The sequence below is a fragment of the Haloarcula sp. JP-L23 genome, assembly GCF_011602445.1.
GTDB lineage: Archaea > Halobacteriota > Halobacteria > Halobacteriales > Haloarculaceae > Haloarcula > Haloarcula pellucida.
Genome location: NZ_CP050014.1, coordinates 1331784 through 1344216, shown reverse-complemented (window position 1 = coordinate 1344216; position 12433 = coordinate 1331784). Strand labels below are relative to the sequence as shown.

Below are 12433 nucleotides of genomic sequence, written 5' to 3'. Positions count from 1 at the left end.
GCGGCACGACGGGCTGGAGAACCCTCGTCCGATGCCGCCGGCTCGCTACGCTCGTCGGATAGTGTCGGTAGGAACGCCGAGGAGGAGATTTGAACTCCTGAGTCCGTGAGGACAGTTGCTCTCGAAGCAACCGCCTTGGCCAGGCTAGGCTACCTCGGCTCACCTCTTTGTACCGCAGTTTGCTCTTTAGGCGTTTCGATTCTGGGGGACTGTGTTCTCGACACACATATACCGGATGCATGACATGCACGCGTATGGACGTCACTGCAGCACGCGACGTGACGAGTCAGGTCCTCGACGAAGTCGGCCGTGCAGTCGTCGCCGAACAGGAGTTCTTCGAGACGGTGTTGCTCGGCGTCGTCGGCAAGGGCCACGTCCTGCTCGAGGACGTACCCGGCACCGGCAAGACGCTCACCGCCCGGAGCGTGGCGACGGCGCTCGGCCTCTCGTTCTCCCGGGTCCAGTTCACACCCGACCTCCTGCCGGCGGACATCACCGGCACGCACGTGTTCAACGAGCAGACCCGCGAGTTCGAGTTCAACCGCGGCCCCATCTTCGCGAACGTGGTGCTGGCCGACGAGATAAACCGCGCGCCGCCGAAGACCCAGTCGGCCCTGCTGGAAGCGATGGAGGAGGGGCAGGTCACCGTCGACGGCGACACGTACGCCCTCCCAGAGCCGTTCTTCGTCATCGCGACGCAGAACCCCGTCGACATGGAGGGGACCTTCGAACTCCCCGAAGCACAGGTCGACCGGTTCCTCGCGAAGAGTTCCATCGGCTATCCCGACGACGAGGGCGAAGTCGAACTCCTTCGCCGGCGGGCCGGCCGGACCGAACAGAGCCCCAGCGTCGAAGCAGTGCTGGACAGCGACCGGGTGGAAGCGCTGCGCACCGTCCCCGAGACGGTCACCGTCGACGACGACCTGCTGGCGTACATGGCCGGCATCGCTCGCTCGACTCGCGAGGACTACCGCGTCGAGGTGGGCGTCTCCCCGCGCGGGACCCAGCGCCTCTTCGAGGCGGCCCGCGCGATGGCGACCATCGAGGGCCGCGAGTTCGTCGCCCCGGACGACGTCAAACGGGTCGCCCAGCCGGTGCTGGCCCACCGGCTCGTCCTCACGCCGGACGCGCGCGTCGAGCAAGTCGAGAAACGCGACGTGCTGGCGGACGTACTGGGCGAGGTCCTCGTCCCGACGGTCTAGGGAGCGGCGCGGCCGGTCACTCCGCACCGGGCGTCTCGTCCGGGTCGCCGTACCCCCCGCCACCGGGCGTCTCCACCCGGACGGTCGTTCCCGCGTCGACGTCGCGCGTCACCTTCGCGGGCACCGTTTCGCCGTCGATTTCGTTGCGTCCGCACGCCCCATCCGCACCGCCGGCCAGCCCCCACGGGGCCGTTCGGCGGCGCTCGGTCAACAGCGAGACGGTTGCGGCCGCCTCGACAGTGAGTTCGCGGACGAGGCCGTCGCCCCCGTGATGTCTGCCCGTGCCGCCGCTGCCCGCACGCAGACTGTACTCCTCGACGCGTAGCGGATAGGCTGCTTCGAGCGCCTCGACCGGCGTGTTCAGCGTGTTCGTCATCCCGACCTGCACGCCAGAGGGGCCGTCGGCGTCGACGCTCGCGCCCATCCCGCCGCCGACCGTCTCGTAGTAACTGAACCCCGGCCCGCCGACGACGACGTTGTTCATCGTCCCCTGTCCCGCCGCGGGCACGCGGTCGGGCACCGCCTCGGCCAGCGCCCGGAACACCACGTCGGTGACGCGCTGACTCGTCTCGACGTTGCCGCCGACCACCGCGGCCGGTGGCTGGGGGTTCAACAGCGACCCCGGCGGGGCGTGGACGCGCACGGGGTCGTAACACCCGCCGTTGGGCGGCACGTCGGGGTCGGTGACCGACCGGACGACGAAGTACACCGCACTCTTTGCGACCGACAGCGGCGCGTTGACGTTGCCCTCGACCTGTGGGTCGGTGCCGGCAAAGTCCACGTCCAGCGTCGCCCCGTCGACGGTCACCGTCACCTCGATATGCACGTCGGCGTCGGTGATGCCGTCGCCTTCCAGTACGTCGCTGGCGGTGTAGGTGCCGTCCGGGAACTCGCGGAGTTCGGCCTCGACGCGCTGTCGGGAGTAGTCCCGAACGGCGTCGAACGCCGACAACAGGCGGTCGCCGTGGTCGGCCAGCAACTCCGTGACGCGCTCGGCCCCGCGTTCGTTCGCGCCGAGTTGCGCCCGGAGGTCGGCCCGTCGTTCGGCCGGGTTGCGGACGTTCGCTTCGAGGAGGGTCCAGACGCCTTCTCGCCGCTCGCCGCCGGCGACGAGTCTGGTCGGCGGGATGCGCAGGCCCTCCTGCTGGATGTCACGCGCGCCCGCGGGCATACTCCCGGGTGCCATCCCGCCCACGTCGGCGTGGTGGGCCCGGGAGACGGCGTAACCGACGACGTCGTCGTCGGGGACGATCGGTGAGACGAGCGTCACGTCCGGGAGGTGCGTTCCGCCGGCAAAGGGGTCGTTCAGGACGAACACGTCGCCGGGTTCCGGGGCCCGGTCGAGGACGGCGTCGACGGCCTCGGGCATCGCGCCGAGGTGGACCGGGATGTGTTCGGCCTGTGCCACGAGTTCGCCGTCGGCGTCGAACAGCGCCGTCGAGCAGTCCCGGCGCTCGGTGATGTTCGGCGAGAACGCGCCCCTGACGAGGACCTGTCCCATCTCCTCGGCGACGCTCTCTAGCTGGTTGCGCAGGATTTCGAGTTCCACCGCGTCGAGGTCGTGGTCCGCTGTCTCGTCGGCAGTCATTCGTCACCCTCCAGTCGAAGCGTCCCGCGGTCGTCGGCACGGAGCGTCCAGTTCGGCGGCACGACGACGGTACTCTCGCCACCCTCGACGATGGCGGGGCCGTCACGCGTCGTTCCGGGACCGAGCGCCCCCCAGTCGAGGACCGGCGTCTCGTGCCACCGCTCACCGAACGATACGTCGCGGGTGCCGGTCCGTGCGGGTCCGTCGCTCGCCGAGTGGGCTATCGGCGGCATCTCGTGGCCGACGGTGGCCGTCGCTCGCAGGGTGACCAGTTCGACGGCAGCGTCGGGCAGACGGTAGCCGTGGGCCCGTTCGTGGGTCGCGTGGAAGCGCTCGCGGAGGGTCGCCCGGTCGAAGTCCTCGATTTCGACGCCGAGTTCGTGGCTCTGGCCGGCGTAGCGACAGTCGGCCTCGACGGTGACCGTCGCTGCCTCGGGGTCGCTCGTCTCGGCCAGCACCTCGGCTTCGAGGTCGTCGAGAACCGACGCGACGGCCGCTGGGTCGACCTCGTCGAGATGCGCCCGATAAGTCCGGACGGCGTCGTGTTGTTCGTCGGCCGCTAGCAGGCCCAGCGCCGAGAGGACGCCGCTGGCTCGGGGGACGACCACCGTGGAGACGCCAAGCCGGTCGGCGAGTGCCGCCGCGTGCATCGGGCCGGCGCCGCCGAACGCCGCCATCGCGAACTCGCGGGGGTCGTGACCGCGTTCGGCCGTGACGCTCCGGATGGTTCGAGTCATCGTCGCGTTGGCGACGCGGTAGACGCCGCGGGCGGCCGCGAGTGGCCCGTCGAGGCCCGCCTCGGTCGCGAGGTCGGCGAGCGCGTCCCGCGCCGCCTCGACGTCGAGTTCGAGCGCCGCTCCGAGCGTCGTGTCGGCACCGAGATACCCCAACAGGAGCGCCGCGTCGGTGACCGTCGGGTCGGTACCGCCCTTCCCGTAGCAGGCCGGGCCGGGGTCGGCACCCGCCGACTGGGGGCCCACGCGGAGCGCGCCGCCAGCGTCGACCCACGCGAGTGATCCGCCGCCGGCACCGACCGTCTCGACGTCCACCATCGGGACCCGAACCGGTCGACCGCCGACGTCGGCCTGCGTGGTCCGCTCCACCTCGCCCTCGCGAACGAGCGAGACGTCGCTGGAGGTCCCGCCCATGTCGAAGGTCACGAGGCCGTCGGCGTCGTCCGGTTCGAAGGCGCTCGCGCCGACGACGCCGGCCGCCGGACCCGAGAGTGCCGTCGTCACCGCATGTCGGCGGACGGTGTCGGCGTCGGCGATGCCGCCGTTCGACTGCATCACCCGCGGTTCGGGGAGGCCTCGGTCGGTCGCGCCGTCGACCAGTCGACCGAGGTAGTCGTCGATGACCGGCGTGACGAACGCGTCGGCCACCGTGGTCGCGGTGCGTTCGTACTCTCGGAACGCGGCCAGTACCTCGTGACTGGCCGACACCGGCACGTCGAGTTCCTCGCGGAGTCCCTCGGCGGCCCGCCGTTCGTTCCCGGGGTGGGCGTAGGCGTGGAGGAACGACACCGCAACCGCGTCGGCGTCGATATCGGCGGCGAGGTCCCGGACCGCACGCTCGTCGACGGCCGTCTCGATACCGTCGGTGGTCGCTCGCTCGGCGAGTTCGTACCGGCGTTCGGCGGGAACTAACGGGTCGGGGCGGGCGACGGACTGGTCGTACAACTCCGGGCGGTCCTGTCGCCCGATAGCCAGTACGTCGCCAAAGCCCTCGGTGGTCACGAGCGCCGTCTCCGCGCCGTCTGCTTCCAGCAGCGCGTTCGTCGCCACGGTCATCGCGTGGCGGAACTGATCGACCCCGTCCGGGTCGACGCCGCTCGCCTCGCAGGCCGCGGTGACACCCGAGAGCACGCCCTCGTGCTGTGGGCTCGTCGTCGGTACTTTCGCCGTCGTCATCCCGTCTTTGGCGACGAGGACGACGTCGGTGAAGGTCCCCCCGACGTCGACGCCCAACCTGACCGAATCGTCCATACGTCGTCTCCGGACGCCGGGTGCAAAAACGTCGCCTAGTTCCAGGTCCAGTTCGAGTCCAGCGCGTAGCGGTAGAGCCCCGTCGCAGCGATGGCGATGGCGTTGGCGACCAGATACTCGATGCCGCCCCACGTCACCAGCGCGTACAGCGCACCCAGTTGGAGCGGGATGGCCGTCCCGCGGACGAGGTTCGTCTTGCCCATCCCCACGAGATACTCCCGCATCGACGTGTGACGCGAGCGATGGAACGTCCACGCGTTGTTGAGGACGTACTGGAACAGGATGGTCACCTCGATGGCCACGAACGCGCTCAACAGGTAGTTGATGCGCCCGACGTCGACGAACATCCAGAGCAAGGCCGTCTGGATAGCCGCCGCTGTCAGGCCGACGAGGAAGAACCGAACGAGTCGCTGTCGTCGCGGCGAGGTGGCGACGGCGAACGACATGGAGCCCTATTTATAACCGAGTGCCTTTAAGCGTGCCGCTATTTCGTCAGACGTCTGTCCGTCATCGCCGCTCTCGTCGGCGTCTGCGGCGGTTTCGAGTCGGTCGACGTGGTCGGCGACGGCCGCCGAAAGTCGGTCGAGGACTGGTGGCGGCGCGGTGTCCTCGGTGGTCTCGGCACACAGGTCCCGCTGTTCGTCCGGGTCCTCACGGCGGTCGTACAGTTCCCGGTGGCCCGACTCGGTGTGTTCGACGTACGTCCAGCGGGCGTCGCGGGCGCTCACGAGCAACTCGCCGTCGTCGAGACGCCGTGGAATCGGTTGGCTCGTCACGCTCTCGCCCCGCACCGCGACCGACACCACCGGGCTCCGGGACTCGATGGTCTCGCCGTCCAGCGCCGGGGCGACCGACTCGCCCTCCCACGCGGGCGCGGGGTCGACGCCGAGCAGGTCACACACCGTCGGCGCGATGGTGTCGAGGCCGACTGGCTGGTGGACCGTATCGCTCCCCCCGTCGGGGTGGGTCACGACGTAGGGTACCTCGACGAGTTCGCCGTACAGTTTCGGGTAGTGCGCGAGGTGGCCGTGGTCTAGGAACTCCTCGCCGTGGTCGCCGGCGACGACGACGGCCGTCTCCTCGGCCAGTCCCTCGGCGTCCAGCGTGTCGAGCAGACGACCGACGCTCGCGTCGACCTGCCTCACCGTCCCGTCGTACAGCGTCCGGAGGGTGCCCAGCGTTCGCTGGTCGACGTCCCACCCGAGGCCGGTCCGCAGGTGGGCGCCGAGCATTCGGAACAGGCCGAAGTGGGTGTCAGATACCTCTCGGAGGTGTCGCGGCGCCGGGACGTAGGGCGTGTGTGTGTCCATGTAGTGTACCCAGAGAAAGAACCCGTCGTCGGCGGCGCCTTCGAGGAAGTCCGTAGCATGCTGTTCTAAGTCGCCCATACGCGAGACGTCTGCGAACGGGCGGGCGTCGGACTCACCGCGGAGGGCGGCGGCGGCCCGCCGGAAGGGAGACGTGCCGAGTTGGACCCACGCCTGCACCGTCGGGTGTGCCGCGAGGTACTTGCTGTACCCGCCGCTTTCGACGAACGGTTCGAACTCGTCGAAGCCGCGGTCGTACCCCCAGTGGTCCGTGAGGAAGCCGTTGGCGGCGTTGAACCCGCCGGTCTCGACGCCGGCCTCGGATAACTGTTCGGCGAGCGTCGGCGTCGATGCCACGCCGATGTCCGCCCCCTCGTCGAAGACCGGGCGAGACCCGTGAACGCTGGGGAACGAGAAGGGCGTCCAGTTGCCGTGTGCCATCGCGTTCTCGAAGACGACGCCGTCGTCGGCGAGTCCGTCCAGTACCGGAGAGACGCTGTCGTCGCCGCCCACTGCGTCGGCCCGAAGCGAGTCGACAGTGACGAGAACGACGTTTTCAACCTCGGCCGGCACCTACACCACTCCCATGGCTGTCCGCGCCGCGTCCGTTGACAAGGCCGGGTCAGGGCCGGTGTCGCGACCGCACCGTCGCGAATCGTGCATACGTTAGCAACTCGGTACGCGATACTGAAGGTTCTGGTTGCTGTGTCGTCACCGACGACGGAAAGACGGTTCTCGCGGTCCCTCACCGGGTTTCGTGGGCCGGCCGCGTCTCATCGCTCCGTGTTTCAATCCGGATTTAACCTTCCAGCGGGGCTTTAGTACGGCCGTACCAACGAATCGAGTGCATGACAGCGAACTGCCCTCCAGACGCCGTCCGACCGCCGGACGGTGTCGGCCCGTCGAAGCGCGATACAACCAGCAGACGGGAGGTGCACCGATGACGACCCGGTCGCTCGCACTCGTCTGCCTCCTGCTTTCGGCTACAGTGGTCGGTGTCGGCCCCGCGCTGGCCGACCAGAGCGCCACCGTCGACGACGATAGCCTCCCGCTAGCCTCGGCCGAGCAACAGGTCGTCACCGGTGAGACGAGTATCGCGCCGGGTACCGAACTGACCGTCCGTCTCCGGTCGAACGACGCCGCGGCACCGTTCCTCCACCAGCAGACCGCCCGCGTCGCCGACGACGGCAGTTTCGCCGCCGTCTTCGACCTGAGCAACGTGGCGCCCAACACGTCCTACGAACTGACTATTCACTACGACGGGCAGACGCTCGCGGAACGCACCGGGACGCTAGTCGCCTGTGACGGCGACTGCGCCGACACGGTGCCCGAGACCCCGACGCCGACGCCGGCCCCGAACGACGGGGTCGTTCAGGTGACCCAAGGTGAGATCGCCGAGATTCCGGTCGCGATAGACGGCACGGAGACGGCGGTGTTCTCGCTCGGTGGCGACGATGTCAACTACCTCGTCAACGCGTCGCTGACCGACGGCGACGGCGACGGTACCGTGACGGTCCGATTCGACACCGCAAACGCCGGGACCGACGGCGAGACGCTGTCGGTGGCCGACGCCGACGACTCGCTGATGGTCACCCGCGAGGAGACGGAACTCCCGTCGACGCTCGACCCCGCACCCTACGAGTACCGCATCTTCTACGGCGACGGCACGGACGGCCGTGCGGACGACGTGGGCACGGTCCTCGTCGAGGCGAACGATACCGCCGAGGAGCAGTTCGCCGTCGACGACGGCCCCGAGTTCGGCTTCGAGCGGAGCGTCTACACGACGCGACAGGGCGAGACGGCCCGGCTGACCGTCGTCCTCGCCGACGCCGAGTCGGGGACGGTGTCCATCGGCGGCCGCGAGAGCGGGTACGAGATAAACGCGACCGTCCGCGACGGCGACGGCGACGGCACCGTGACGCTCCTGTTCGACACGGCGGCCGCCGGTCGGGACGGGACGACGCTTACGGCGGCCGCCGAGACCGACTCGGTGACGGTCGAACCCGGGTCGGAGGTAGCGCTGGACACGCGACTCGACGCGACCGAGTACGACCTCACGTTGTACCGGGGAGACGGCGCCACCGACGACGCGGCGGACATCGGCACCCTCTCGGTGCAGGCGAGCAACGAGACGACGAACGACCGCGGTTCGACGGCCACCGTCGCCGACGGCCCCACGAACGGGGACGGCACGGAGTCCGACTCCGGGATACCGCTCGAACCGGGGAGTCTCGCACTCGGTGCCGGCGGCCTCGTCGCCATCGTCGGCCTCGGCATCATCCTCCGGCCCCTGCTGTAGCCGGGCCGACCCAGCACTGTCGACAGTTTTTGCTCCGTTACCCGCCGAGAACGCACTCCCTCGACTTCGACGGCCAGTGCGGTCAGTACGCGGCCGCGTCCTCCCGACGCAACACGAGCGCGGCGACGGCCAGGACGACGAGACAGCCACAGAAGAAGAGCAATCCCGGTTCGGCAACTTCGAAGACGAACCACGCAAGCGACCCCGCCGGGTCGGTCTGCGGAGCGTTCGGGCTGGCCGGACCGAGGACGCCGCTCCCGCCGGCAGGGTTGGCGAGTCGTTCGGCCCCCCACTGGACGAACAGACTCGCGAGGCCCAGCAAACCGAGGCCGGCGACCACGTCGGTCAGCGACTGCTGGAGGCGGGGCCGCAAGTCGCGGTTCCCCACCAGTACGATGGGGTCGCTGGCGGGGCCGTAGACGGTCATCTCGTTGCCCTTCTCGGAGTAGACGGTGTCGATAGATTCGACGAGCCCTGCCGCTTCGAGATTCGAGAGGTGGTAGTGGACGTTCTGGACGGACGTATCACAACGGCGCGCTATCTCGGAGGCCGTGCCCGGCTGGTCGAACAGGGTCCGAAACAGCGCACGGGCCGTGTCCGAGGAGAGGGCGTCCAACACCTCGTCGGTGTCTGCCTCGTCGACGTCCAACACGCGCGGTCGCTCGTCGGGCGACCCCGTCCGCTCCTGTAGCCGGTCGATGAGTCCCGACATGTCTCTACTACGGTGTGACGGAGCCACCACTATAGCCGTTCGGCTGGCTTAAAATCGCGTTTAACCGCCGGCCGTCTCGTTCTCGGCGGCCCCGACAGCGCCCCGCGGGTCGGCGAGGCCGTGTCCCGAGGCGTAGTCGACCCCCGGCGGGCCGACGTCCCGAGCAGTCAGTTCGAGGAGGAGTTCGACGTGGCGCGGCGACAGCGACCCGTCCGCATCGAGCATGAGCGCCGCCACCCCACCGACGTAGGGGGCCGCCGCGGAGGACCCGACGAACCCGTTTTCGGTCAGGCCGGCAAAGCGACGGTCCGGTGCCACCACGTCGACGCCGGGCCGGCCGTCCAGCGTCGGCCCCCGGGAACTGAACGGTTCGACGCGCTCGACCCGCGTATCGTAGGCGCCGACGGTGACCACGCCACGTGCGGTGCCCGGGGCGACGACGCTCCCGGAGGGCCGCGCCTGCGAGAACTCGTGAGTCGGCGAGACGAGGCGGAGGCGGGCGCCGGTCGGGTCGGCGGGGCCTCGGACGACGAGGAAGTACCGACCCGGCGAGACGTCGGCGACGATGCGTTCGTTGGGAACGTCGTCACCGGGATACGGCTGTGATCGGGCGACCAGTCGAGTCGCCGTCCCGTTCGTCCAGTACAGTTCGGCCGTGTAGTCCTCGTCGGCGTGGGCGCGGTCCCACGAGAGCCAGACGGTCACGTCCGTCCCGCCGCCGATGGCGGTACGTCGAACGGGCGACTCGCTGTCCTCGCCGCCGAACAACACCGTGCCGTTCGCGGTACCCGCGGCGTCGTAGGTACCCCGCCAGTGCGAGGCCGCGAGGTTGCCCGCCGGCGCGACGAACACCGTCCCCGCATCGGTCGCTCGTTGGGCGACGCGCGCGGCCTCGCCCGTGCCGTCGCCGGGGTGGCCGTAGAACGACACCGGCGCGACGACGACGTCGACGCCCGCCCGTCTGAGCCACCGTACGGCCCGCCGATAGCTGTCGATGCCGTCGACGCGGGCGAGATAGAGCGTCGCATCCGGCGCCGTCCGGGCGACCACCGTCGCCGCCGCCGTGCCGTGGCCGGTCTGGCCGCCGTCGACGGACCCGGTCCCGAACGCGCGGGCCGCCCGCACGGAGCGAGTCAGCGGCGGTCGGTCGGTGTCGAACCCGGTGACGTCGACGACGCCGACGGTGACGTTCTCGCCGGTCAGCCCGCGGTCGTGGAGACTTCCGAACCCCCGGCCACCGTCGGGCTGCTCGCCGGCCTCAGTCGACGCAGTCGCGGCGGGCCGCTCGGACGGGGGCGGCGTCGGACTGGCCGGCGTCGTCGTCGCGAGCGCTCCCAGTGCGCCCGTGAGCGCGACCACCGCGAGTACGGCCACGGCGAGTGCGATTCTCCGGTCAGCCATCGGCCACCTCCACGTCGGCCCGTATATCGGGAACCCAACCGGGACGTGACACCCTGACGCCCCCAGTTCGGGCCAGCCGATAACTGTACGAGCGAATCCGAGTCTGGCGACCCCACTTGTTCCGCTCGACGGTGACCAGCGTCGCCGAGAAGGCCGTCACCCGGCCCTCGCCGGTCACGACGGCCTGTGCTTCGTACCGGACCGTATCTGCCTCTCGCGGGTCGCCGCCCGGGGTGGCGTAGGTGGTCGTCGTGAGGACGTACCGCTCGGGCGTGCCGGATTCGATAGCGGCGACGTGGTACCGCCCGGTCGCGAGCCAGCGTTCGAGGCGGGCCGTGCGGTACCGGGCTGTCGGCCCCATCCCGTCGGTGCGGCCGGTCCGGCCGCCGACGACGTGCCGGAACCCGCGTCCCCCGACAATCCATCGCTCGACGCGCCGTTCGTCTCCGTCACCGGCCGTGACGGCGCGCCGCCAGAGCGTGCCGTTCCCGTCGGTCAGCGTCCGCGTTCGGACGGTTCGGTTCGACTCGCCCGCCACGCTACTCCGATGCGTCCACGTCGTCGCGAGGTCGACGCCGACGCCGTCGAGCGACCGTTCGTGGGCACGGACGAGCGCCGTCGCGTTGACGATGCCGCCGTCGACGCCCGGTGGGGCCTGTCCGGCCGTCGCGACGCTCCCCGTGTCAGAGGCACCGACGCCGAAGCCGACACAGCCCGCGGAGACGACGAGCAGACCGACGATCACCACCCGAAGCAACGCCATCGACGGGGGTTCGGCCCCCGGTACCTAATGTCCACGGCAGACTCAAAGCAGATTTGTAGTGTCGTGTCGCGGCCGATAGCTTTAGGCAGCCCCGCTCGAAGTGCCACGACGATGCCCTCCACAACCCGCCGCGCGTTCCTCGGAGCGACAGCCACGGGCCTCACCGGCCTCGCTGGCTGTGACTCGCTCGGGGAGAGCGACCCGACCGTCGAGTTCACGCTCCACGTCGACAGGCTCGACCACCCGCTGGCCGAGACGGTGCTCTGGACCCTGCCCGAAAGCACCGACGAGAGCCCCGTCCAGCAGACCAGACGCCGGGCGGTAGCGGCCGCTGTAGCCGGCGAGCGGTTCAGCACCTACGGCTACAGTGCTGTCCCGGACGGAGAGTACGTCGAGCGCGACGGACGGTACTACCTGTTAGACGACGTCGTCACCGGGAGCGAGCGCATCGAGCGCTCGATTCTGCGGCTGTCGTGGGTCGGCCGCGTCGAGAACGAGGAGACTCCCGAGGCGACGCCGCGGGAAGACCTGCCCGAGTTCGACCAGAACGCGGTGATGGCGGCGTACTTCGCGGCCAGAGCCGAAGAACACGGCGGCGGCGCCCCGTGGGACCTCATCGAGCAGGGTGGGTTCGTCTATCGCCACCTCGACGGGGTCGAGAGCGAACTGGCACCCGACCCCGAACACGAGTACGTCGCCGTCCACGGGACGGTGCTGGAGGTCACGGTGACACAGGAGACACTCGTCGAACCCGAACACACGGGGTTCGCGACGGAGGTGGCCGACAGCGCCGCGGCATTCGACGACGTCGCCGACGCCGCCGCCGTGGAACGCCGTCTCGCGCCCGACGACCTCGGCCCCGACGTGCGGGACCTGTTCGAGCGAGTCCGGGGACTGGAACGGTACAGCGAGACGATGCCCCTCTCGGACGCCTTCGAATCGCTGGTCGAGACACTTCGGATGCGCGACGCACTCGACTGTTCGCCGGAGAACTGCCGTCCGAAGCTGTACGAGACGGAGTATCTCGCCTACGACGGCGAGTACTACGATTGTGCGCTCTACACGAACGTCACCGAGTAGGGCCGTCGTCCGTCTCGCTCGCGAGTTCGCGCAACCGCCGTAGCCGAGCGCCCGTCGGCGGGTGGGTGGCGAAGGCCCGCGACCGGAGGCGGCGGA

10 protein-coding genes and 1 tRNA gene are annotated in these 12433 nt (G+C 69.8%); 3 read left to right on the top strand and 8 right to left on the bottom strand.

Going from position 1 to position 12433, the window contains the following annotated elements:
- Window positions 1-74: 74 nt before the first annotated feature.
- Window positions 75-159: transfer RNA gene (locus G9465_RS06840), tRNA-Ser, on the bottom strand.
- 95 nt (window positions 160-254) lie between these two features.
- Here G9465_RS06840 and G9465_RS06835 point away from each other — a divergent pair.
- Complete coding sequence (locus G9465_RS06835; RefSeq protein WP_166968449.1) at window positions 255-1202, top strand: MoxR family ATPase; 948 nt, start codon at window positions 255-257, stop codon at window positions 1200-1202.
- Between the two features lie 16 nt (window positions 1203-1218).
- Here G9465_RS06835 and G9465_RS06830 read toward each other — a convergent pair whose 3' ends face one another.
- From G9465_RS06830 to G9465_RS06815, 4 genes are read right to left on the bottom strand one after another with little or no spacing between them, the layout of a single operon-like run.
- Window positions 1219-2790 (bottom strand): hydantoinase B/oxoprolinase family protein, encoded by a 1572-nt coding sequence (locus G9465_RS06830; RefSeq protein WP_166968448.1) that lies wholly within the window; start codon window positions 2788-2790, stop codon window positions 1219-1221.
- Window positions 2787-4775, bottom strand: coding sequence for a hydantoinase/oxoprolinase family protein (locus tag G9465_RS06825; protein ID WP_166968447.1), 1989 nt, complete (start codon window positions 4773-4775; stop codon window positions 2787-2789). Before G9465_RS06825 ends, G9465_RS06830 begins: the two co-directional genes overlap by 4 nt.
- 35 nt (window positions 4776-4810) lie before the next feature.
- Entirely contained in the window at window positions 4811-5221 is a 411-nt protein-coding gene (locus tag G9465_RS06820; protein ID WP_166968446.1) for a GtrA family protein, read from the bottom strand.
- 6 nt (window positions 5222-5227) lie between these two features.
- Window positions 5228-6655 carry a sulfatase gene (locus tag G9465_RS06815; RefSeq protein ID WP_166968445.1) on the bottom strand — a complete coding sequence of 476 codons (1428 nt, stop codon included), beginning with the start codon at window positions 6653-6655 and terminating at the stop codon, window positions 5228-5230.
- Window positions 6656-7022: 367 nt separating this feature from the next.
- Between G9465_RS06815 and G9465_RS06810 the strand changes: the two genes are divergently transcribed.
- The gene (locus tag G9465_RS06810) at window positions 7023-8381 is read left to right on the top strand and encodes a BGTF surface domain-containing protein (RefSeq protein WP_166968444.1); all 1359 of its coding nucleotides are present in this window, start codon (window positions 7023-7025) and stop codon (window positions 8379-8381) included.
- Window positions 8382-8463: 82 nt separating this feature from the next.
- On the opposite strand, the gene G9465_RS06805 is transcribed toward G9465_RS06810, so the two are convergent.
- From G9465_RS06805 to G9465_RS06795, 3 genes are read right to left on the bottom strand one after another with little or no spacing between them, the layout of a single operon-like run.
- Window positions 8464-9093 (bottom strand): helix-turn-helix domain-containing protein, encoded by a 630-nt coding sequence (locus G9465_RS06805; RefSeq protein ID WP_166968443.1) that lies wholly within the window; start codon window positions 9091-9093, stop codon window positions 8464-8466.
- Between the two features lie 60 nt (window positions 9094-9153).
- On the bottom strand, window positions 9154-10494 hold the full coding sequence (locus G9465_RS06800; RefSeq protein ID WP_166968442.1) for a S8 family serine peptidase: 1341 nt from the start codon (window positions 10492-10494) through the stop codon (window positions 9154-9156).
- A complete protein-coding gene (locus G9465_RS06795) occupies window positions 10487-11257 on the bottom strand; it encodes a hypothetical protein (protein WP_166968441.1) in 771 nt (256 codons plus the stop codon). The genes G9465_RS06800 and G9465_RS06795 overlap by 8 nt, the downstream gene beginning before the upstream one ends.
- A 111-nt stretch (window positions 11258-11368) precedes the next feature.
- Here G9465_RS06795 and G9465_RS06790 point away from each other — a divergent pair, with 111 nt between their 5' ends.
- Window positions 11369-12337 (top strand): hypothetical protein, encoded by a 969-nt coding sequence (locus G9465_RS06790; RefSeq protein WP_166968440.1) that lies wholly within the window; start codon window positions 11369-11371, stop codon window positions 12335-12337.
- Window positions 12338-12433 lie beyond the last annotated feature (96 nt).